A 20,921-nucleotide genomic window follows, 5' to 3' on the forward strand; every position below is an offset into this window, starting at 1 on the left:
CCCCGAGCCACAGCGAGGGGCCGCACGTCAGGGCAAAAGGCCTTTGGTTACTTTGGGCCCCCAAAGTCACCCGCCGTCAGGGCGGAACCCTAAGCAGCCGTTACCGCAGCAACGGATATCCCCCCCAAACCACCCAAAACCTGGTCGGCCCAAAGGCCGCCAAGTCCCAAAAAAAAAGCCCCACAATCAACAACCGGTGTGGGGCAAAAAAATTGGTTGGTTGCGGCCAACCAAAGGAGCTCTGTCAAAAACCCATCCAGGCGCTCAGATCAAATGCAATCCTGAGCCGCCCGCTCAAAACTCGACGGCAACAAATTCGACGCCAGCAAATGCCGCTCATAAATAAACACCTTGCCGCCCTTCCCGTCTTTATATGCCTCGAGCACGTTATCCGCCGCGACCTTGCTCGGCACCACAATCCGATAACTACGCTGACTCTGCGAAACCGTTGGATTCAACGCACTGCCCTGCAACTTCGGCACGACACAATCGGCGTACTGCGCCGGTGTCTTGCTGGTCTGCAACGTCAGGGTCGGATCGTTCGGCGCAGAGGCGCAACCAGCGAGCAGCAACGCAGCAAAAGCCATCACAGGCACAAATAAAGGACGCATCGGGGTAATCCTGAGAAATAAAGGTTCGGTTCAACCGGCAACGGTCCAGCCTCACGGAGCCGCCGTTGCCATTTACGTTTTAGTGATCAGCTCGACGCCACCAGCGCTTTGAGCGACACATCGAATTGCTTCAAGGCGTCAAGTTGCAAGTCACGTTGCTGATTGATTCGCGCAGCGATCTGCGGCGCCGCCTGGTCATGCACCCAGACCGAGGGCAGTTGTTGCTCGATCGCCCCTTCAGCCTTGCCGATGTATTGCAGGTCAGCGTCGTAGAACCGCGCGGAAAACCGCGCCTCGACCAGACTGTTGCGCTGCGTCAGCAGACGGTTGAACGTATCAAGCTTGACCACGATGTCCGGATGCGCCTGCACCAATGCATCGAGATTGTCGTAGACGGTCACCGAGACAAACTGCTGCTGCAACGAACTGAGCAACCAATCCATGGCCAGTTCCGGGTCGGAGCTGCCGACAAAGGCCTCACGAATCTGCGAATCCAGTGCGTCTTTCGCGCCGTTCAGCGCCATGTCGTGGTAACGCTCCAGGTATTGCAGATTCTGCAGAGTGTTCTCGCTCAACAGCACACCCACGGTCTGCGTGTGCCGCAACGTCGACGCACTGGCGGCGATGGGCTGCAAGCGGCACGACTTGGCGGCGTCTGCGTAAGCCGGTGCAGTGGCAACCACCCCGCCCATCAGCAGGGCGATCAAAGCCAGTCGTGTCAGCGTCTTCATCGCGCATTTCCTTGAGCTGCGTATTCGATGGAGGCGATTTTCCGCCTGTTGCCGGCAAAGCAGAACTTGCGTTTCTTGATGGTCACTATTACTTCTAGCAATAGTTGCCTGCCGAACAGACTGAGGCACACTCACAACAAGCAGAAAAATCAACCGAGGATCTCGCCTTGAGAACGTTCGACCTGATCCGTGACGCCGTACTGCCTGACTTCCGCGACCGCGTGGCGGAGTACCTGGTCCAGTACGAAACCGTCCTGCTGGACAAAAACACCCGCGATCCGCAGCTCGTCAAAGACACCGCCCATCAATTGCGCGGCTACCTGCGCGGGCTGAACACCACCCGCGTGCTGGGCATGGCGTACTGGGAAGAGCTGGATCGCCGCGTCGTCGATACCTGGCTGACGCCCGCCTGACCGCACTCTTCTACTTCAGGATGACCACGCTCATGTCCAGCCTCGACATTCCCCTGCAAGACCTCGCCGCCCCCGAAGGCGTTTGCTACGGCTGCGGCGGCCGCAATCCGCACGGCCTGCACGTCAAAAGCCGCTGGGACGACGACGGCGTCCACGTCATAGCCGAACACCTGCCCGACGCCCGTTACTGCGGCTGGCCAGATCTGGTCTACGGCGGGTTGATCGCCATGCTCGTCGACTGTCATTCGAACTGGACAGCCATGGCCTGGCACTACCGCGCCGAACACCGCGAAGCCGGCAGCCTGCCGCGCATCGACTGCGTCACCGGCAACCTTGGGATCAAGTTTATCAAGCCGACGCCGATGGGCGTGCCGCTGATTCTGCGCGCGCGTGTCGAAGGCGATGTCGGGCGCAAGACGCGGGTGATTTGCGAAGTGTATGCGGGGGAAGTGCTGACGGCGGTGGGCGATTCGGTGTTTGTGCGGGTGGATACGGGGCAATTGGCAGATGCGGCGCACGGCCGCTAGCCGGGCTACGGCGCTACCCCTGTGGCGAGGGAGCTTGCTCCCGCCAGGCTGCGAAGCAGCCCTCTCTTCGTCATCACGAAAACAGGCCTGCTGCGCACGTCAGCGGGGAGCACGCTCCCTCGCCACAGTTGACGGTCAGACCGTCACATTCGCCCGCGCCGCATGCAGCTTCTTATAGCTCTCAATCAAGCGCAGATGCCGGTCCAGCCCTTCCAGCTTCATGCTCGTCGGGGTCAAGCCGTAAAACCGCACGCTGCCGTTGACCGAACCAATCGCCGCATCCATACGCTCGTCCCCGAACATCCGGCGGAAGTTGGCTTCGTAATCTTCCAGTTGCAGATCCTCGTCCAGTTCCATCTCCAGCACGACGTTGACGGCTTGATAGAACAAGCCGCGCTCAACCGTGTTGTCGTTGTACTGCAGGAACGCCTCAACCAAGTCCTTGGCTTCGTCAAACTTCTGCAAGGCGAGGTAGATCAGCAAACGCAGTTCCAGAATCGTCAACTTGCCCCACGGCGTGTTGTCGTCGAACTCGATGCCGATCAGCGTGGTGATGTCGGTGTAATCGTCCTGCTCGCTGCGTTCCAGACCCTGGACGAGGTTGCGCAGGCCGACTTTGCTGAGGTTGTGCAGATTAAGGATGTCGGCGCGAAATTGCAGGGCTTTGTTGGTGTTGTCCCAGATCAGGTCTTCGACCGGGTAGATCTCCGAGTAATCCGGCACGAGAATGCGGCATGCCTTGGCGCCGATGTGCTCGTAGACCGCCATATAGACCTCTTTGCCCAGGTCTTCGAGGATGCCGAACAGGGTCGCGGCTTCTTCGGCATTGGAGTTTTCGCCCTCGCCTGAGAAGTCCCACTCGACGAATTCGAAGTCCGCTTTGGCGCTGAAGAAGCGCCATGACACCACACCACTGGAGTCGATGAAGTGCTCGACGAAGTTGTTCGGCTCGGTGACGGCCTGACCGGAGAAAGTCGGTTGTGGCAAGTCGTTCAACCCTTCGAAACTGCGGCCCTGCAACAGTTCGGTCAGGCTGCGTTCCAGGGCGACTTCCAGGCTCGGGTGGGCGCCGAACGAGGCGAAGACGCCGCCGGTGCGCGGGTTCATCAGGGTCACGCACATCACCGGGAATTCACCGCCCAGCGAGGCGTCCTTGACCAGTACCGGGAAGCCCTGCTCTTCCAGGCCTTTGATGCCGGCGAGGATGCTCGGGTATTTCTCCAGCACTTCCAGCGGTACGTCCGGCAGCGCCATTTCGCCTTCGAGGATTTCGCGCTTGACCGCACGTTCGAAGATTTCCGACAAACACTGTACCTGCGCTTCGGCCAACGTGTTGCCGGCGCTCATGCCGTTGCTCAGGTAGAGGTTTTCGATCAGATTCGACGGGAAGTACACCACTTCACCGTCCGACTGGCGCACGAACGGCAGCGAGCAGATGCCGCGCTGGGTGTTGCCGGAGTTGGTGTCGAACAGGTGCGAGCCACGCAGTTCGCCGTCGCGGTTGTAAATGCCGAGCGTGTAGTCGTCGAGGATTTCGCTTGGCAATTCGTCCTTCGGCCCCGGTTTGAACCATTTTTCGTCCGGGTAATGGACGAACTCGGCGTTGGCGATTTCCTCGCCCCAGAACTGGTCGTTATAAAAGAAGTTGCAGTTCAGGCGCTCGATGAACTCGCCCAGTGCCGAGGCCAGCGCGCCTTCCTTGGTGGCGCCCTTGCCGTTGGTGAAGCACATCGGCGAATGCGCATCGCGAATATGCAACGACCAGACGTTAGGCACGATGTTGCGCCACGAGGCGATTTCGATCTTCATCCCGAGGTCGGCAAGAATCCCCGACATGTTGGCAATGGTCTGCTCCAGCGGCAGGTCCTTGCCGGCGATGAAGGTGCCCCCCTGCGAACCGGAGTGCGGCATCAGCAGCGCCTGGGCGTCGGCGTCGAGGTTGTCGACTTCTTCGATGATGAATTCGGGGCCGGTCTGCACCACCTTCTTCACGGTGCAACGGTCGATCGAACGCAGGATGCCCTGGCGATCCTTGTCGGAGATATCGGCGGGCAATTCGACCTGGATCTTGAAGATCTGGTTGTAGCGGTTTTCCGGGTCGACGATGTTGTTTTGCGACAGACGAATGTTCTCTGTCGGGATGTTGCGGGTGTCGCAGTACAACTTGACGAAGTAAGCCGCGCACAAGGCCGACGACGCGAGGAAGTAGTCGAACGGCCCCGGCGCCGAGCCATCGCCCTTGTAACGGATGGGCTGATCGGCGATCACCGTGAAGTCGTCGAACTTGGCTTCAAGTCGAAGGTTGTCGAGAAAGTTGACCTTGATTTCCATGCGGGATTACCAGAATACGGCTAAACGAATGGCGGCCATTATCCGGTTTTTGCGCGGGAAGTCTCGCCCTTTCGGGAATGACCGCCGGCCGGTGCCGCTGGGATTTTCGGCAAATTCGCTACACTTCGATCAATTGCAGACCACGCGATCCCGACATCAATCTGAACATTGTACCCGCGCCATTGTTCTAGATTCAGTAGACACCGGATCAAGGACGAGTACATGGCCGATTCCGTTTCCGCGCCACCCCAGCCCAGCCCCCAACGCGCAGTCACCCGACGCCTGGCCATTGCGGTCGGCGCACTGTTCGTCGCCGGGGTCATCGCCGCCATCAGCGCCCTGCTGAGCATCGCCAGTCAACTGGACAGCCAGGATGTCGAGCAAAACCGCTTTTACTCGGCGCGTGCCCTGGAAAATCGCATTACCACCTCAAAGAACTACATCACCAGTTACGCCTACTGGACCACCGCTTATGAGGCGCTCAGCGGGCCAGTCGACATCAACTGGGCCTACACCGAGCAGAACATGGGCAAGACCTTGTTCACCAACGACGGTTACGACGGCGTGTTTGTGCTGGACCGCAATGCCACCAAATACGCGGTAATACGTGGACAAATGGTGCAAACCGATGTCTCTGCGGTGCTCCAGGTGCCCGCCGCCGCGCTGTTGGACCAAGTGCTGAGCCAGCCCGACCTGACCAAACCTTTCGCCACTTATTCACTGTTCGAAGGCTGGCCGGCGCTGATCACTGCCGCCGCGATCATTCCCAATGACGAACGCCCGCTGGATGAGCTGAAAAACACTTCGGTGCTGGTGTTCGTCGACAAGCTGACGCCGACCAAACTGCGCAAGATCGGTAGCGGTTATGGCCTGACGAATCTGACCCTGGCCCCGGACGACACCATTGACGCCGCGCAGCCACGGGTGCCGCTCGACAGCACCGGCTACAGCCTGATCGCCGATCTGCAGCGGCCCGGCCAGCAACTGTTGTGGTCACTGGTTCCGCCACTCGGCGCAACGATGGTCGTACTGATGCTGCTGACCGCGTACTTTTTCCGTCACGCGTTGCGCTCCTCGCAATACGTCGATAACAGCATCCACGCGATGCAAGCGTCGAATCTGGCGCTTGAGGCGGCCAACCATGCGCTCGAGGCCAGTGAGGAGCGTTTCCGGGCTGTCGCCGAGGCGGCTTCGGACTGGATCTGGGAAGTCGATGGCGACTTGTCGCTGACTTATCTGTCGGCGCGTTTCAGCGAGGTCACCGGTTACCCGCAAGCCCTGTGGCTGGGCAAAGCGATCGGTGCGTTGCTGTCCTGCGACACCACGCCCCTTGAGCTGTGGCTGAAGAAACTCACCGAAGAAGCCAATAGCAGCGATCTGCGCTGCACCTATCGCGACCAGTCCGGGCAGCCCCGGCACTGCCGGCTTTCTGCCAGGCCGATCTTCGACAAGCATCGCGTCATCGGCTATCGCGGCACCGCCAGCGACATCACCGATGAAGTCGCCGCCCACGCGCAGATTCAGCACCTGTCCATGCACGATGCCCTGACCGGCCTGCCCAATCGCAATAAGCTGGCGCGCTACCTGGACGACGCATTGCAACTCAAGGAACACGCGCCGGCGCTGTCGCTGCTGATGATCGATCTCGATAATTTCAAACCGATCAACGATTCCCTCGGGCACCCGGCCGGCGACGCCGTACTGCAAGAAGTCGCCGCGCGCCTGCGCGAATGCACCCGTGAACATGACATCGTCGCCCGTCTCGGTGGCGATGAATTCGTCGTGGTGCTCAACGGCATGGACAGCCACCACGAGATCGACAAATTCTGCACCCGCCTGATCGACAGCCTGCATCAGCCCATCCTCTACGAACAGCATCCGCTGCACATCGGCGCCAGTGTCGGCATCGCCCTCAGCCGCCGTCACGGCTTTGTCGCCAGCGACCTGATCCGCTACGCCGACATCGCGTTGTATCAGGCCAAGTCCGACGGCAAGAACACCTGGTGCTATTTCGAAGCGCACATGAGCGACCAGATCCAGACCCGGCGGCAGATGGAGGATGATCTGCGCCGTGCGCTCAAACACAACGAGTTCGTCCTGCACTATCAGCCGCGCTACAAGGTCGATGGCAAACAGATCGTTTCGGTCGAGGCTCTGGTGCGCTGGCAACACCCGACCCAGGGTTTGCTCGGGCCGGACGTGTTTATTCCGCTGGCCGAGCAGACCGACCTGATCGTCCCGCTCGGCCGCTGGGTGCTGCGCGAGGCCTGCGAAACCGCGCTGGAGTGGCCGCAGGATGTCCTGCTCTCGGTCAATCTGTCCCCCGCGCAATTTGCCTTGAGTGACGTGGTCGAGGATGTTCGTGATGTGCTGGTGCAAACGCGTTTCCCGGCCAGTCGACTGGAACTGGAAATCACCGAAAACGTCATGCTCAACGACACCGACGGTGCGCTGACCACCATGAACTCGCTGAAAGAACTCGGCGTGCGCCTGAACATGGACGACTTCGGCACCGGTTATTCGTCCCTGGGCTATTTGCGCGCCTATCCGTTCGACGGGATCAAGATCGACAAACGTTTCATCGCCTCGATCAGCAGCGGCACCAATGACCGTGCCGTGGTGCAAGCGATCATCGGTCTGGGCAAGGCCATGGGCCTGACGGTTACCGCTGAAGGGGTCGAGACCGAAGAGCAACTGGCGATTCTCGGCAAGGATCAATGCAACGAGGTGCAGGGTTATTTCATGAGCCGGCCGATCGACAAGGCAGCCTTCGCCGACTTGTTGCGGGCTTCGCGCTTGTCAGCGGCGGGCAAAAAGGGTCGGGTGACATGACTTTCAGGTGTGTTTGCCCACACGTACCTTGCCGCTGAAGACACGGAAACCGAAGGTGTTGTAAGCCAGCGTGATCGGTACCAACACCGCGAAACCGACCAGCATGAAGACCTGACTGTTCGGGCTGGCGGCTGCTTCGCTCAAGGTCAAGTCCGGCGGGATGATGTAGGGATACACGGCGACCAGCATCACGGCAAACGCCAGCACGAATACGCCCAGTGCGGCGAACAGCGGCGCACAGTCGAAGCGACTGCGAAAACCTCTAGCGAACACCGCCGCTAAAACGCCAAGCAACAATCCCGCCGGCAACCCTAGCCGAACATCCATAAGCCGCCGGGCGTATTGCGGCTGCAACGTCGCCGTCCAGGCGATCAGCACCAGCAGCAACACCACGATAACCAGCGCCAACCCACGCGCCTGGCGGGCGGCACGCCCCTGCAACTCATCCAGGGTGCGCCAATACAGCCAGCACGTGCCCAGCCAAACGTAGCCGAGCACCAGCAGCAGACCGCAGAACAACGGGAACGGGCTCAGCCAGTCGCGACCCTCGCCGTGGTACTGACCGCCCTGATGCACAACCCCCTGAACCAGCGTGCCGAGTACCATGCCTTGCACAAATCCGCTGACCAGCGAAGCAAGCGCCAACACGCTATCGACGGCGCGCTTGCGCTGCTCGTTCGCGGCGTAATCGCGAAACTCCAAGGCCATGGCGCGCGCGATCAATGCCAGAAACATCGCAATGAACGGCACATACAGCGCCGGCAGCAGGATGGCGTACGCCAGCGGAAACATCGCAAGCAGTCCACCGCCGCCGAGCACCAGCCAGGTTTCGTTGGCGTCCCAAACGGGCAAAATGGTCACCGCCATGGCCCGGCGCTGCTGGCTGCAGTTCGTCAGGCCCATGAGCATGCCCACACCCAGATCGGTGCCGTCGAGCAACACGTAATTAAGCACCGAAAAGGCCAGCGCAGCGGCGCACAGCAGGGTCAGCCAATCGGTGTCCATGCCGGCCATTGCTCAGTGTCCGGTCTCGTCGGCCAGCGTCGGCTGCGGCCCCGCTTGATCCCGCTGCGGCGGCTCCCGCAAGAGGCGCAGCAACACCCACAGACCGATCCCGAAAATCAGCAGATAAAACAGCAAAATCAGCCAGGTCGATCCGACGACTTGAGCCTTGGAAACCGACGACAGACTGTCCGCCGTGCGCATCAATCCATACACGGTAAACGGCTGGCGCCCCACCTCAGTGACAACCCAGCCGCTGAGCATCGCCAGAAAACCCGCCGGGGCCAGCAGCACGCAGCCGCCCAGCCACCAGCGCGCGCTGTACAGGCGTTGGCGCCGTCGCAGGATCAGGCTGAGCACGCCCTGCCCCAGCATCAGCAGCCCCAGCCCGACCATCAGCCGGAACGCGAAGAACACCGGCGCCACCGGGGGAATGTTCTGCGCGGGGAATTCGTCGAGTGCGGCGATAGTGCTGGTCAAGTCGTGATGCAGGTACAACGAGCCGAGCCGTGGAATCGCGACTTCCCAACGATTGCCGCGCGCCTCGCTGTCCGGCCAGGCAAACAGGCGCAACGGTTCCCCCGAGCCCTCGGCAGGACGCGTCCACGAACCTTCGATGGCGGCGACTTTCGCCGGCTGGCTTTGCAGGGTGTGCCGACCGTGCAAATCGCCGACCAGTATCTGCAGCGGCACCAACACGACAACCACCCACAGCGCCATGGAAAATTGCAGGCGCGCCCGTAGGTTGTCAGAGGCCTTGCGCAACTGCCAGGCACTGATGCCAGCAACCAGACTGGCAGTGCCAAGCAACACTGCCAACGTCATATGCGTCAGGCGATAGGGAAACGATGGATTGAAGATAATCGCCCACCAATCCTCGGCGATAAAACGCCCGTCGGCGCCCACCGAATAGCCGACGGGCGTGTGCATCCACGAGTTCGCCGAGAGTATCCAGAACGCGCTGATCAGCGACCCCACCGCCACCGCGCAGGTGGCGAAGAAATGCAAACGCGGGCCGACCTTTTTCTGCCCGAACAGCATGATGCCGAGAAACCCCGCTTCGATGAAAAACGCCGCCAGTACCTCGTAGAACATCAACGGGCCGAGAATATCGCCAGCCTGCACCGCCAGCCGCGACCAGTTCAGGCCGAACTGGTATTCCAGAATCAACCCGGAGGCCGTCCCCACCGCCACATTAAGCGCGAACACTTTCAGCCAGTAGCGGTAAACATCCAGATAGACCTGTCTCCCGCTCTTCAACCACAACGCTTCCAGCACCATAAGGAAATTCGCCAAGCCGATGCTGAACGCCGCCAGCACGATATGAAAGCTGATCGTGATCGCGAACTGCGCGCGGGCCGCCATCAGGGCGGAATCGACGGGCTCCATGCAGGCATTCAGCCGCTGAAGAACACCGCAAGCTTGTTGCCTTCGGGGTCGCGCAGATAGGCCACGTAGAAATCCGGCGTGTACGCCTCGCGGGTGCCGGGTGGGCCTTCGTCGGTGCCGCCATGGCCCAGTCCGGCTTTGTGCACCTGATCGACCTGCTGCCGGGACTCGGCGCGAAACGCCGGCATCATGCCGTTGCCCGCGGTTGCCGGCTGGCCATTGAACGGTTTGGCGATGTGAACGCTACCGGGGCCATTGGACTTGTCTGCGGTACCGGGCAGATAGAAACAATCGTGTTCTTCGCGGTCGTGTTGATAACCCAGCGGGGTCAGGATTGCGTGATAGAAAGCCGCCGAACGCTCCACGTCGTTGGCACCGATAAACAGATAACTGAGCATGGGCTATTCCTCCGAAGGCAGTGTTCAGCGGTGGGGCTGCTGTTCGTTCAGGGTGAACAGATTGCCGGCTTCGCGCACCAATTGACGCCACTCGGCACTGGTGATCAGGCCCTGCTCTTCCATGTGGTCGGCAGCCTTGAGCAGTTCGTCATATCGATCTTCCGGATCGACGTCGGCCTCGGTTTGCCCTGCCCGTTTGCGCCAGGCCGCCAGTAACGCCTCTTTTAGCTGATCGGACATAGGGGTATCTCCTGAAGGACATACCCGATAGAAAGAATCAGCCGCGAGGAGGTTCAGCGCAGTCGACGGATGGACGGCCTCGTCCGAAAAACCACGGGGGCGAGCCTGCCCTCGGACCGTTTTCGGAGAACTTTCATAAACTCACAAGAGTTTTTAACAATCAGACATTAAGGACTGGATTTGCGATGCAGCGCCTACCCGATCATGCGGCGGCCGGGACACCGCTGTGGAAGCGGAACTCCTCGTCAGGCGACTCGATCAGCGCCTGCTCGGCGGCGCGGACGCGCTCGATCACCTGAGCGACATCCTTCGCCTCACCATATTGATAAGCCAGTTTCAGATAGCCCTGAAAGTGCCGCGCCTCGCTTTTCAGCAGGCCGAAATAGAACTTGCCCAACTCTTCGTCCAGGTGTGGCACCAGCGCTTCGAAGCGCTCGCAACTGCGCGCTTCGATAAACGCGCCGACCACCAGCGTATCCACCAGTTTCACCGGCTCATGGCTGCGCACCACCTTGCGCAGGCTCGAGGCGTAGCGCCCCGCGTGAAGCTGGCGCAGCTCGATCTTGCGGCGTTTCATGATGCGCATGACTTGCTCGTGGTGCACCAGTTCTTCCCGGGCCAGACGCGACATCATGTTGATCAGGTCGCCGTGGGAATGGTACTTGGCAATCAGGCTCAGTGCGGTGCTGGCGGCCTTGAACTCGCAGTTCTTGTGGTCGATCAGCAGGGTTTCCTGATCGGCCAGTGCCACCTGGACCCAGGCGTCGGGCGTGCGGCAGCCGAGGAATTCGTGGATTTCGGGAAGGATCATGGGGCTCACGGTAAAGGTGTTCGAGCGAAGGGCGCCGATTATACCGGCCTGCCCGCAGACCACCAGTGGCGAGCGTTGATATGTATCAAGTCACGATTGATCACGCAGCAACTATAGTTGTGCAACGCCGTGCCTTTTCTTTGCTGGAGACTCCGCTCATGCAAGCCATTCGCAGCATTCTGGTGGTCATCGACCCCGAACATTCGGAAAGCCTGGCGCTCAAACGGGCCAAATTGATCGCGGGCGTGACCCAGGCCCATCTGCATCTGTTGGTGTGCGACAAAAAGCACGACCACGCCGGCCTGCTCAGCGTGCTCAAGGCCGCGTTGCTTGCCGAGGGTTACAGCGTGACCACCGAACAGGCGTGGAACGACAGCCTCCACGAAACCATCATCGACGTGCAGCAGGCCGAAGGTTGCGGGCTGGTGATCAAACAGCACTTTCCTGACAGTTCGCTGAAAAAAGCCCTGCTGACCCCTGCCGACTGGAAACTGCTGCGCCATTGCCCTACTCCGGTGCTGCTGGTGAAAACCTCGGGGTCGTGGAAAGACAAGGTGATCCTCGCCGCCGTCGATGTCGGCAATGCCGACGGCGAGCACCGGCATCTGCACACCACCATCATCGATCATGGCTACGACATAGCGAGCCTGGCCAAGGCGCATTTGCACGTCATTACCGCGCATCCCTCGCCGATGCTGTCGGCAGCGGACCCGACGTTTCAGCTCAAGGAAACCATCCAGGCGCGTTATCGCGAGCAATGCCGGGCGTTCCAGGCAGAATTTGATGTCGATGACGAACACCTGCACATCGAGGAAGGCCCGGCCGATGTGTTGATTCCGTTCATGGCGCACAAACTGCAGGCGGCGGTAACGGTGATAGGCACAGTGGCACGCAGCGGCTTGTCAGGCGCATTGATCGGCAACACCGCCGAAGCGGTACTGGATGCGCTGGAAAGCGATGTGCTGGTGCTCAAGCCGCAGGAGGTTGAGGATCATCTGGTGGAGTTGGCGGTAAAACATTAAGTCACTCCCTGGGATGCGACCCCCTATAGGAGTGAGCCTGCTCGCGATCGCGGCGGATCATAGAGTGATGCGTTGACTGACACACCGCCTCGCGAGCAGGCTCACTCCTACAGTTGAAAAGCGTCTTTGAGGAACCCGGGGGCGATATAGCGCTGATAATGCGCTTCCGACAGCAGGAAAAATTCCCGATCAATGGCATCGCGCAACTCCGGCAGGTTCCACTCGCGAAACTCCGGCAGCAGCACCATTCCGTACGCTTCCAGATTAATGATCACCCGTGCGCCCCGGGCAATCAGTTGATACGCCCAGCAATATTCCGACTGATGCGGCACAAAGCGGATCTTGCGCTGTTCCAGTTGCTCGCGCAGGCGCGCCGGGTCGAAGATCTCGACCTTGCTGGCCATCACTTGTGACAGCAATTGCTCCAGACGCAGCCAGACCGCGCGCTTTTCCTCCTCGTTGTAACCGTTCCAATGGATCACTTCGTGGTGGAATCGCTTGCAGCCACGGCACACCAGATCTCCATAAACCGTGGAGCAGAGGCCGACGCAAGGGGTCTTGATGGTCTGATTGGGCATAAGTAGACAAAACACTGAAACGCGGAACAGGCCGGCATGTTAGCCCTTTGTCGGGCATTGATCACCCCTCAAACACCAAGGTCTCAGGCGCGCCGTGGCTTTGCCGCCCCGGCGCGCATTGCCACGAAAGTCCAATAGAGCGCGACTTACCTTTAAATTTTTTTTGCCGTAGAATCAGCCAGCCTTTTAAGGCGCCAATGTCCGTTAGAAGCTGTTTTCAAAGCGTCACGAGCACAGTCGTTCCTTCAGAGCGGTGTTGGCGAAGGGTTTTTCCAGCGGGGAAAAGCCCAACGCCAACCCTCATCAGCTCCCCGTTCTGCAGGCGTAAAACTTTGAAAGCAGCTTCTGTAAGGAATGGTCGGTAATTCTGGCTAAGCGGCCCACAACGCCACGCAGCGCATGAGTACGAGCATTTCGCGACGAGCGTCCCGGACACCCATTTGGGACCACTGATGAGGGTAATAACTGTGCTTGAAGCCTACCGCAAACATATCGAAGAGCGTGCAGCCCTGGGTATCGTTCCCCAGCCGCTTAACGCCGAACAAACAGCAGGCCTGGTCGAGCTGCTGAAAAACCCTCCGGCTGGCGAAGAAGCTTTCCTCGTTGACCTGATCACCAATCGTGTACCACCAGGCGTTGACGAAGCCGCTTACGTCAAGGCCGGTTTCCTGTCTGCCCTGGCCAAGGGCGAAGTCTCCTCCCCTCTGCTGGACAAGAAGCGCGCTGTCGAACTGCTCGGCACCATGCAGGGCGGCTACAACATCGTCACCCTGGTCGAACTGCTGGACGACGCCGAGCTGGCGCCAGTCGCCGCCGAAGAACTCAAGCACACCCTGCTGATGTTCGACGCCTTCCACGACGTCGCGGAAAAGGCGAAGAACGGCAACGTTCACGCCAAGGCCGTGCTGCAATCCTGGGCTGACGGCGAGTGGTTCAAGAAGCGCCCGGTGCTGGCCGACAAGATCAGCCTGCGCGTGTTCAAGGTAACCGGCGAAACCAACACCGACGACCTGTCGCCTGCGCCAGACGCCTGGTCGCGTCCTGACATCCCGCTGCACGCCCTGGCCATGCTGAAAATGGCCCGTGACGGCATCGTTCCGGACGAGCAAGGCAAGACCGGCCCGATGAAGCAGATCGAAGAAATGCGCGGCCAGGGCTTCCCGATCGCCTACGTCGGTGACGTGGTTGGTACCGGTTCCTCGCGTAAATCGGCAACCAACTCGGTGCTGTGGTTCTTCGGCGACGACATTCCTTACGTGCCGAACAAGCGCGCCGGCGGTTTCTGCTTCGGCAGCAAAATTGCACCGATCTTCTACAACACCATGGAAGATGCCGGCGCCCTGCCGATCGAGTTCGACGTATCGAACATGAACATGGGCGACGTGATCGACCTGTACCCGCACGCTGGCAAAGTCTGCAAGCACGGTACCGACGAAGTCATCACCACCTTCGAAATGAAGACCCCTGTGCTGCTGGACGAAGTCCGTGCCGGCGGTCGTATTCCGCTGATCATCGGCCGTGGCCTGACCGAGAAGGCTCGCGCCGAACTGGGTCTGCCAGCGTTCGACCTGTTCAAGAAGCCTGATGCACCGATTGAAAGCACCAAGGGTTACACCCTGGCGCAGAAAATGGTCGGCAAGGCTTGCGGTCTGGCAGAAGGCAAAGGCATCCGCCCTGGCACCTACTGCGAACCGAAGATGACCACAGTGGGTTCTCAGGACACTACAGGTCCAATGACCCGTGACGAACTGAAAGACCTGGCGTGCCTGGGCTTCTCCGCTGATCTGGTGATGCAGTCGTTCTGCCACACCGCGGCCTATCCAAAGCCGATCGACGTGACCACCCACCACACCCTGCCTGACTTCATCATGACCCGCGGCGGCGTTTCCCTGCGTCCGGGCGACGGCATCATCCACTCGTGGCTGAACCGCATGCTGCTGCCAGACACCGTCGGTACCGGTGGTGACTCGCACACCCGTTTCCCGATGGGTATTTCGTTCCCGGCCGGTTCCGGTCTGGTTGCGTTCGCCGCGGCCACCGGCGTCATGCCGCTGGACATGCCGGAATCGATCCTGGTGCGCTTCAAAGGCAAGATGAAACCTGGCATCACCCTGCGTGACCTGGTGCATGCCATTCCGTACTTCGCCATCCAGAACGGTCTGCTGACCGTCGAGAAGAAAGGCAAGAAAAACGCCTTCTCCGGCCGCATCCTGGAAATCGAAGGCCTGGATGGTCTGACCCTGGAGCAGGCGTTCGAACTGTCCGACGCCTCGGCCGAACGTTCGGCTGCCGGTTGCACCATCAAGCTGTCGAAGGAATCGATCACCGAGTACCTGAACTCCAACATCACCCTGCTGCGCTGGATGATCGGCGAAGGCTACGGCGATGCACGTACCCTGGAACGTCGTGCGCAAGCGATGGAAGCCTGGGTTGCCAACCCGGAACTGATGGAAGCCGATGCCGACGCCGAATACGCCGAAGTCATCGAAATCGATCTGGCCGACATCAACGAGCCTGTGCTCTGCGCACCGAACGATCCGGACGACGCCCGTCTGCTGTCCAGCGTTGCTGGCGAGAAGATCGACGAAGTGTTCATCGGTTCGTGCATGACCAACATCGGTCACTTCCGCGCTGCCGGCAAGCTGCTGGATCAGGTCAAGGGTCAGTTGCCAACTCGTCTGTGGCTGTCGCCGCCGACCAAGATGGACGCTCACCAGCTGACCGAAGAAGGCTACTACGGCATCTACGGCAAGGCTGGCGCACGCATGGAAATGCCAGGCTGCTCGCTGTGCATGGGCAACCAGGCACGCGTTGAGCCGAACAGCACCGTGGTCTCCACTTCGACCCGTAACTTCCCGAACCGTCTGGGCGACGGCGCGAACGTCTACCTGGCTTCGGCTGAGCTGGCGTCCGTTGCGTCGATCCTGGGTCGCCTGCCGACCGTCGAGGAGTACATGGAATACGCTGGCAAGATCGACAGCATGGCGGCCGATATCTACCGCTACCTGTCCTTCGACCAGATTGCCGAGTTCCGTGAGGCTGCTGCGAACGCCAACATCCCGGTCGTTCAAGCCTAACGCTGCAACGCAATAAAAAACGCCGCCCATCGTCAGATGAGCGGCGTTTTTTTATGCCTGTAACAATCCAGAACCACCGCAAATCCCCTGTAGGAGTGAGCCTGCTCGCGATAGCGCTTATTCAGACACGTATGTATGACGCACCGCTATCGCGAGCAGGCTCACTCCTACAAGGGATCGTCGCCATGCGAACGTAAAAAAACCGCTGCACACAGGGCGTGCAGCGGCTGTCGTTCACTTGAAGCGACGTTACATCGTCAGCTTGTAAACCAGCGCCGAAATCGCCACCAGGCCCACCGCCGTGACAAACACGTTCGAAGCCTGGCCGCGATAACGGGCCATCGCCGGCACTTTACGGATGGCGTACATCGGCATCAGGAACAGGATCGCGGCAATCACCGGACCACCGATGGTTTCGATCATGCCCAGGATGCTCGGATTCAGCGTCGCCACGATCCAGCAGATCACCAGCATGAACGCCGCGACGATGCGATCCAGCGCCTTGGCACCCGGACGCTTGCCACTCTTGACGATCAGGCCTTTGAGGCCTTCGCTGGCACCGATGTAGTGACCGAGGAATGACTTGGAAATCGCCACGAACGCAATCAACGGCGCGGCGAAGGCGATGGTCGGGTTGCTGAAGTGGTTGGCCAGGTACGACAGGATCGACAGGTTCTGCGCTTTCGCCTCAGCTAGTTGTTCCGGCGACAGGGTCAGCACGCAGCTGAACACAAAGAACAGCACCATCAGCACCATCAACGCATGGGCGCGGGACAGGATCTGCGAGCTGCGCGCCTCGGCGTGCACGCCGTAACGGCGTTTCTGATCCACCGCAAACGCCGAAATGATCGGCGAATGGTTGAACGAGAACACCATCACCGGAATTGCCAGCCACAGGGTGTGCAGCAGCGCCGACGGCGCCGGCACTTGCGATGCCGTGGCGAGGATGCCGCCGTTCCAGTGCGGAATCAGGTACACCGCGAGAAACAGCAGCGCGACGATGAATGGGTAAACCATCAGGCTCATGGCTTTGACGATGGCCTGCTCACCGCAACGCACCACGGCCAGCAGCCCGAGAATCAGCACGAACGACAGCAGCACACGCGGCGGCGGCGTGATGTGCAGTTGGTGCTCAAGGAAACTGGCGACCGTGTTGGTCAGGCCGACGCTGTAGATCAGCAGGATCGGAAAGATCGCGAAGAAGTACAGCAGCGTGATCAACGCACCGGCCTTGATGCCGAAATGCTGCTCGACCACTTCGGTGATGTCGGCTCCTTCACGACCGGACAATACAAAACGGGTCAGTCCACGGTGGGCGTAGAACGTCATCGGGAACGCCAGCAGCGCGAGGGTCACCAGCGGCCAGAAGCCACCCAGCCCTGCATTGATCGGCAAAAACAGGGTACCGGCGCCAATGGCCGTCCCAAACAGTCCCAGCATCCAGGTGGTGTCCTGGCGATTCCAGCTCGAAAGTTCAGCGGGGGCTGCTGCGTCAAAGCGCTTTTCGAGGCTATTGGCCTGATCATTCATCCGGTCGGATCTCCGCATTCCGGTCACTTGCCACTCGGTCGGGACGCGTCGAAAAAAACCGACAGACATGCTCCGGCCGAAACAGGGGCGCGATTCTCCGTGATAAATCAAGCGAAGCAAAGACTTAGCTGAGGAATGGTTATGCGGAGCAGATTGATGAACAGTCGTTTTCAGGATATTCACTGTCGTCATCCGACATGATACGTGTCGTTTACTGAAACGAAGCGGACGCCGATGCGCAACATCAAAGGGTTCGGGCCAACACGAACGCGAGTCCGATACCGATGGCAGCCAACAACATACCAAGACCAAAAAGCATAAGCGCTTCACGCATCTCGGCTTTGTGGAAAGGTCTCATGGCCTCCCTGAAATCAAGCTCTTCTTCATACAGCCTTTCTATTCTGGCCCTGCGTTGTTCTGAATTCATAATCGTCTCGTTATTTGAAATAAGCGGAGGGTTGTGACGCGTTCCTTGTCCGGTGGTTTTACAATTTGAGGAATAGTCCAAACACAGACGCGAATGCGGTTAACACTGCGGCGCCTGCCACGAGCGGATAAAAGAACGTCTCGCGCTTCAGCTTTGCTTCCTCAGCCAAGAGCTTGCGCTTCTCCGCCCCGAGTTTTTGAGCTTCCGTCTGAAGCTTTTCAATTTCAGTACTTTCGCGATCATCAAAAAACATGTGCCTTCCCTGGCTTGTCATGGGCATCCGCGGCAAGCACATACTTGATCAGCGTCGCCTTCTTGCATCCATCATTTCGGTTTCAGCAATTGCTGGCTAGCAGACACATCTGCCATCCCCGTAGGCAAAATCCGCGAGTCTCGTAAGCTCCCTCATACACAGAAATCCAAACGATTCCAGACCAATCGCCCGCCAGAATCCCGTGTTTGATCTAGCTTGAGAGAAGCCACTCACCCCAGGAGTCTGCCATGCCACTGGTTCGCGTCGACATCCCGCAAAACCCCGACCCCACCTTCGCCAAACGTATCGGCGAACAGATCTACGCCGCCCTGCGCAGCTGTATCGATGTGCCGGAACACGATAACTTTCAGATCCTCGCCGAACACGACCGCCAGCACTTTGTCTACGATCCGCAATACCTCGGCATCCAGCGCAGCGAGGGCGTGGTGTTCATCCAGATCACCATCAGCGAAGGTCGCACAGTGGAGAAAAAGCAGTTGCTGTTCAAAACCATCGCCGAGAGTCTTCACGCACAATTGGCGGTGCGCCTGGAGGATGTGTTCATCAATCTTGTGGAGGTGAAAAAAGAGAACTGGTCATTCGGCAACGGCCTGGCGCAGTACGTCACCTGATCCGCCGGTTGACAGCCCGAGCGCGCCATGGGCATGCTCGGCCCATGAACCTTTGCGCGCTGTACCTCACCCGCACCACCACGACCACCACCGGCGGGTCGTGGTGTTTCTGTCTGAGGTAACCAGCGCAGCAGACCCACGGCCCCGCCAGCAATGGACGGGGCCTTTTTGTGTCTCCCGTCCGTGCGGCTTGTGCAGCACCCAAGGAGAACCCCATGTCCGCAGCACTGTTGATCATCGATATGCAGGTCGGTCTGTTCCACGGCCCCGAAAAGCCCCACGACGGCGAGCGGGTTCTGGCGAATATTCAGCGCCTGATTGCGCAGGCTCGGGAACGTCGAGTGCCGATTTTCGCCGTACGCCACACCGGACCTACAGGCTCAGCGATTGCCCCTGGCAGCCCATACTGGCAAGCGCTGCCCGCGCTTGAGCTGAACGCTGAAACTGACACGCTCCTCGACAAATTCCGCCCCAATGCTTTCCACGACACCGATCTCGCGCAGCAACTCAACGCCGCGCAGGTCGAAGAGCTTTATCTGGTCGGCATGAAAACCCAGTTCTGCATCGACAGCACCTGCCGCGCCGCCGCCGACCTGGGCTTCAAACCGCTGCTGGTCGCAGACGCCCACACCTGCACGGACACTGCCACGCTGCCGGCCAACGCGATCATCGCGCATCACAACGCGACCCTCGGTGGCGCATTCGCGCAATTGATCAATAGCGCCGAAGTCACGTTCTGAGCCGACACTCGCCAGAGTTGACGTAACTTCGCTAAATAAAGTTGCGTCAATCGGGCATTTGCATTCGATCCCTTCAGCCCTGCAACCCTGTTTAATAAATAACTGTATACACGACATTACTAACAGAAGCTCAAGCCTATTTCCGTCGGATATTTCTGAATTATCCTACAACTCAATCCGACCAAAACAACCATGACAATGCATTACCAAAAGTAAATATCAGCCATTTGTTACAAGCGACTACCCGACCATTGAATACTCGCTCTCGACAGGACTATATTTCTTGCGGCCTCACAAGAACTACAAGAACTACATAGCCTGCTTAATTTCATTGCTGATCCAGAGGACACCGCATGCATAAGAAAACGATGACCTGCCTGTTACTTGCATCGCTGTTTTTGCCGCTGGCCAGCGTTGCGCAACAGACCCCTTCGACAGCGGACGCGCGCGACCTGGCTTCCTCTGCGCGATGGCTGACCACCCGGGTCTATATTGACGGCGCCCCTGAAACCGACGTGAAAGCAAAGTACCCCGGCGTTGTTGGAATATCGACGTGGGATCCGGAGCGCAATCGATATGAGTTCTTTTACACCGACACCGGAGAATCGAAGTACAACAACGGTGGCGGCGGTTATTTCTTCGTCACTGGCGATAGAAAACACCATGTTCTGGTGCCAGATATCGGGACAACCAAAACGATTGCCCGACGCCTGGAAACATTGAACAACAATGAGTTCACCTACTCCCGGGAAGTCCCCCGCGACATGATCGACGGCAATCCCCTTGTCCGCATTCATGTCGTTCATGCGCCTTATACCGGAACAGTCGAAACCAAATCTGCCATCAAACAATAATTCCAGGGGTCGGACATGCAAAAGACATTTAAAACCTTGCTGATATCGACGCTAATTGCGTCCTCGGTCTATTGCACCGGAGTCAGCGCCCAGGCCGCCAGCCCAACCGCAAAAAGTGTCGCCACCGCAGACAACGCCATGATGCTTACCGTGTTTCTCAAGCACGATCAGTCCCGCCCCTTGAGCGAACTCAAGGCCCAACTCACACAACAAGGCTTCTACAAAACCTTTCCCCCGGCCGGAGTAGAGGTGGTGAGCTGGAATATCATGATGGGCATCGGGCAAGTCGTGACCGTGCGTTTTCCCGCCTCCCGACTGGCTGAAGTGAATCTGGCTCTGGAAAATACCGCTTGGGGCAGTTACCGCACCGAGTTCTACCCGACTTACGATTTCAAGCCAATCGCGCTGGCAGAGCAGAACAAGGCCAAAGCGGCGCAATGAAGGCCATGGCACACCGGACAACCGGTGTGCTGCAAATTCTTGCTTCTTGCTCGATGCCGTCCAGAATCAGAGCATTGCGGCG

The 20,921-nt window shown here is 59.3% G+C and carries 21 protein-coding genes; 9 read left to right on the forward strand and 12 right to left on the reverse strand.

What is annotated here, in order from left to right:
- Window positions 1-269 precede the first annotated feature (269 nt).
- Window positions 270-611 carry a hypothetical protein gene (locus tag HU743_RS15860; RefSeq protein WP_186649639.1) on the reverse strand — a complete coding sequence of 114 codons (342 nt, stop codon included), beginning with the start codon at window positions 609-611 and terminating at the stop codon, window positions 270-272.
- Window positions 612-697: 86 nt separating this feature from the next.
- Window positions 698-1,342 carry a class II glutamine amidotransferase gene (locus tag HU743_RS15865; protein ID WP_186649642.1) on the reverse strand — a complete coding sequence of 215 codons (645 nt, stop codon included), beginning with the start codon at window positions 1,340-1,342 and terminating at the stop codon, window positions 698-700.
- 167 nt (window positions 1,343-1,509) lie between these two features.
- Here HU743_RS15865 and HU743_RS15870 point away from each other — a divergent pair, with 167 nt between their 5' ends.
- Window positions 1,510-1,755 carry a hypothetical protein gene (locus HU743_RS15870; protein ID WP_186546676.1) on the forward strand — a complete coding sequence of 82 codons (246 nt, stop codon included), beginning with the start codon at window positions 1,510-1,512 and terminating at the stop codon, window positions 1,753-1,755.
- Window positions 1,756-1,787: 32 nt separating this feature from the next.
- Window positions 1,788-2,282, forward strand: a complete 495-nt coding sequence (locus HU743_RS15875) for a PaaI family thioesterase (protein WP_186546677.1) — start codon at window positions 1,788-1,790, stop codon at window positions 2,280-2,282.
- A 135-nt stretch (window positions 2,283-2,417) separates the two neighbouring features.
- Here HU743_RS15875 and HU743_RS15880 read toward each other — a convergent pair whose 3' ends face one another.
- Window positions 2,418-4,613, reverse strand: a complete 2,196-nt coding sequence (locus tag HU743_RS15880) for an OsmC domain/YcaO domain-containing protein (protein WP_186649645.1) — start codon at window positions 4,611-4,613, stop codon at window positions 2,418-2,420.
- A gap of 222 nt (window positions 4,614-4,835) precedes the next feature.
- Between HU743_RS15880 and HU743_RS15885 the strand changes: the two genes are divergently transcribed.
- Window positions 4,836-7,445, forward strand: coding sequence for an EAL domain-containing protein (locus HU743_RS15885; protein WP_186649648.1), 2,610 nt, complete (start codon window positions 4,836-4,838; stop codon window positions 7,443-7,445).
- A 3-nt stretch (window positions 7,446-7,448) separates the two neighbouring features.
- On the opposite strand, the gene cydB is transcribed toward HU743_RS15885, so the two are convergent.
- The 5 genes from cydB to miaE form a co-directional block, all read right to left on the reverse strand.
- Window positions 7,449-8,459, reverse strand: coding sequence for a cytochrome d ubiquinol oxidase subunit II (gene cydB / locus HU743_RS15890; protein ID WP_186649650.1), 1,011 nt, complete (start codon window positions 8,457-8,459; stop codon window positions 7,449-7,451).
- 3 nt (window positions 8,460-8,462) lie between these two features.
- Window positions 8,463-9,836, reverse strand: a complete 1,374-nt coding sequence (locus HU743_RS15895) for a cytochrome ubiquinol oxidase subunit I (RefSeq protein WP_186649652.1) — start codon at window positions 9,834-9,836, stop codon at window positions 8,463-8,465.
- Window positions 9,837-9,844: 8 nt separating this feature from the next.
- Window positions 9,845-10,234, reverse strand: a complete 390-nt coding sequence (locus HU743_RS15900; RefSeq protein WP_186546682.1) for a VOC family protein — start codon at window positions 10,232-10,234, stop codon at window positions 9,845-9,847.
- Window positions 10,235-10,258: 24 nt separating this feature from the next.
- Entirely contained in the window at window positions 10,259-10,474 is a 216-nt protein-coding gene (locus HU743_RS15905; protein WP_186649654.1) for a hypothetical protein, read from the reverse strand.
- 202 nt (window positions 10,475-10,676) lie between these two features.
- Entirely contained in the window at window positions 10,677-11,285 is a 609-nt protein-coding gene (gene miaE, locus HU743_RS15910) for a tRNA isopentenyl-2-thiomethyl-A-37 hydroxylase MiaE (RefSeq protein ID WP_186649656.1), read from the reverse strand.
- A gap of 158 nt (window positions 11,286-11,443) precedes the next feature.
- On the opposite strand from miaE, the gene HU743_RS15915 reads away from it, so the two are divergent.
- Window positions 11,444-12,307, forward strand: a complete 864-nt coding sequence (locus tag HU743_RS15915; protein ID WP_186546685.1) for a universal stress protein — start codon at window positions 11,444-11,446, stop codon at window positions 12,305-12,307.
- Between the two features lie 107 nt (window positions 12,308-12,414).
- Here the strand turns inward: HU743_RS15915 and HU743_RS15920 are convergent, their stop codons facing one another.
- Window positions 12,415-12,885 carry a DUF1289 domain-containing protein gene (locus tag HU743_RS15920; protein WP_186546686.1) on the reverse strand — a complete coding sequence of 157 codons (471 nt, stop codon included), beginning with the start codon at window positions 12,883-12,885 and terminating at the stop codon, window positions 12,415-12,417.
- 467 nt (window positions 12,886-13,352) lie between these two features.
- Between HU743_RS15920 and acnB the strand changes: the two genes are divergently transcribed.
- Window positions 13,353-15,962, forward strand: coding sequence for a bifunctional aconitate hydratase 2/2-methylisocitrate dehydratase (gene acnB, locus HU743_RS15925; protein ID WP_186649831.1), 2,610 nt, complete (start codon window positions 13,353-13,355; stop codon window positions 15,960-15,962).
- A 249-nt stretch (window positions 15,963-16,211) separates the two neighbouring features.
- Here acnB and HU743_RS15930 read toward each other — a convergent pair whose 3' ends face one another.
- The 3 genes from HU743_RS15930 to HU743_RS15940 all read right to left on the reverse strand — a co-directional run bounded on the left by HU743_RS15930 (window position 16,212) and on the right by HU743_RS15940 (window position 18,172).
- Window positions 16,212-17,492, reverse strand: coding sequence for an HAAAP family serine/threonine permease (locus HU743_RS15930; protein ID WP_186649658.1), 1,281 nt, complete (start codon window positions 17,490-17,492; stop codon window positions 16,212-16,214).
- A gap of 244 nt (window positions 17,493-17,736) precedes the next feature.
- Complete coding sequence (locus HU743_RS15935; RefSeq protein ID WP_186546687.1) at window positions 17,737-17,919, reverse strand: hypothetical protein; 183 nt, start codon at window positions 17,917-17,919, stop codon at window positions 17,737-17,739.
- Between the two features lie 58 nt (window positions 17,920-17,977).
- Window positions 17,978-18,172, reverse strand: a complete 195-nt coding sequence (locus HU743_RS15940) for a hypothetical protein (protein WP_186622627.1) — start codon at window positions 18,170-18,172, stop codon at window positions 17,978-17,980.
- Between the two features lie 248 nt (window positions 18,173-18,420).
- Between HU743_RS15940 and HU743_RS15945 the strand changes: the two genes are divergently transcribed.
- The 4 genes from HU743_RS15945 (at window position 18,421) to HU743_RS15960 (ending at window position 20,839) form a co-directional block, all read left to right on the forward strand.
- Window positions 18,421-18,804 (forward strand): tautomerase family protein, encoded by a 384-nt coding sequence (locus HU743_RS15945; protein WP_186649660.1) that lies wholly within the window; start codon window positions 18,421-18,423, stop codon window positions 18,802-18,804.
- A 215-nt stretch (window positions 18,805-19,019) separates the two neighbouring features.
- Window positions 19,020-19,544 carry a cysteine hydrolase family protein gene (locus HU743_RS15950; protein ID WP_186649661.1) on the forward strand — a complete coding sequence of 175 codons (525 nt, stop codon included), beginning with the start codon at window positions 19,020-19,022 and terminating at the stop codon, window positions 19,542-19,544.
- A 353-nt stretch (window positions 19,545-19,897) separates the two neighbouring features.
- A complete protein-coding gene (locus tag HU743_RS15955; protein ID WP_186649663.1) occupies window positions 19,898-20,398 on the forward strand; it encodes a DUF4822 domain-containing protein in 501 nt (166 codons plus the stop codon).
- Between the two features lie 15 nt (window positions 20,399-20,413).
- Window positions 20,414-20,839, forward strand: a complete 426-nt coding sequence (locus HU743_RS15960; protein ID WP_186649666.1) for a hypothetical protein — start codon at window positions 20,414-20,416, stop codon at window positions 20,837-20,839.
- Window positions 20,840-20,921: the final 82 nt, after the last annotated feature.

This window comes from Pseudomonas sp. SWRI99, from assembly GCF_014270125.1.
GTDB lineage: Bacteria > Pseudomonadota > Gammaproteobacteria > Pseudomonadales > Pseudomonadaceae > Aquipseudomonas > Aquipseudomonas hamedanensis.

What these genes read in the sequence shown, in the direction of transcription:
- HU743_RS15880 (WP_186649645.1), bottom strand. Translation starts at nt 4,613, where the DNA reads ATGGAAATCAAGGTCAACTTTCTCGACAACCTTCGACTTGAAGCCAAG.
- HU743_RS15860 (WP_186649639.1), bottom strand. Translation starts at nt 611, where the DNA reads ATGCGTCCTTTATTTGTGCCTGTGATGGCTTTTGCTGCGTTGCTGCTC.
- HU743_RS15935 (WP_186546687.1), bottom strand. Translation starts at nt 17,919, where the DNA reads ATGAATTCAGAACAACGCAGGGCCAGAATAGAAAGGCTGTATGAAGAA.
- HU743_RS15905 (WP_186649654.1), bottom strand. Translation starts at nt 10,474, where the DNA reads ATGTCCGATCAGCTAAAAGAGGCGTTACTGGCGGCCTGGCGCAAACGG.
- miaE (WP_186649656.1), bottom strand. Translation starts at nt 11,285, where the DNA reads ATGATCCTTCCCGAAATCCACGAATTCCTCGGCTGCCGCACGCCCGAC.
- cydB (WP_186649650.1), bottom strand. Translation starts at nt 8,459, where the DNA reads ATGGCCGGCATGGACACCGATTGGCTGACCCTGCTGTGCGCCGCTGCG.
- HU743_RS15950 (WP_186649661.1), top strand. Translation starts at nt 19,020, where the DNA reads ATGTCCGCAGCACTGTTGATCATCGATATGCAGGTCGGTCTGTTCCAC.
- HU743_RS15930 (WP_186649658.1), bottom strand. Translation starts at nt 17,492, where the DNA reads ATGAATGATCAGGCCAATAGCCTCGAAAAGCGCTTTGACGCAGCAGCC.
- HU743_RS15960 (WP_186649666.1), top strand. Translation starts at nt 20,414, where the DNA reads ATGCAAAAGACATTTAAAACCTTGCTGATATCGACGCTAATTGCGTCC.
- HU743_RS15895 (WP_186649652.1), bottom strand. Translation starts at nt 9,836, where the DNA reads ATGGAGCCCGTCGATTCCGCCCTGATGGCGGCCCGCGCGCAGTTCGCG.
- HU743_RS15945 (WP_186649660.1), top strand. Translation starts at nt 18,421, where the DNA reads ATGCCACTGGTTCGCGTCGACATCCCGCAAAACCCCGACCCCACCTTC.
- HU743_RS15865 (WP_186649642.1), bottom strand. Translation starts at nt 1,342, where the DNA reads ATGAAGACGCTGACACGACTGGCTTTGATCGCCCTGCTGATGGGCGGG.
- HU743_RS15915 (WP_186546685.1), top strand. Translation starts at nt 11,444, where the DNA reads ATGCAAGCCATTCGCAGCATTCTGGTGGTCATCGACCCCGAACATTCG.
- HU743_RS15875 (WP_186546677.1), top strand. Translation starts at nt 1,788, where the DNA reads ATGTCCAGCCTCGACATTCCCCTGCAAGACCTCGCCGCCCCCGAAGGC.
- HU743_RS15955 (WP_186649663.1), top strand. Translation starts at nt 19,898, where the DNA reads ATGCATAAGAAAACGATGACCTGCCTGTTACTTGCATCGCTGTTTTTG.
- HU743_RS15900 (WP_186546682.1), bottom strand. Translation starts at nt 10,234, where the DNA reads ATGCTCAGTTATCTGTTTATCGGTGCCAACGACGTGGAGCGTTCGGCG.
- HU743_RS15885 (WP_186649648.1), top strand. Translation starts at nt 4,836, where the DNA reads ATGGCCGATTCCGTTTCCGCGCCACCCCAGCCCAGCCCCCAACGCGCA.
- HU743_RS15940 (WP_186622627.1), bottom strand. Translation starts at nt 18,172, where the DNA reads ATGTTTTTTGATGATCGCGAAAGTACTGAAATTGAAAAGCTTCAGACG.
- HU743_RS15920 (WP_186546686.1), bottom strand. Translation starts at nt 12,885, where the DNA reads ATGCCCAATCAGACCATCAAGACCCCTTGCGTCGGCCTCTGCTCCACG.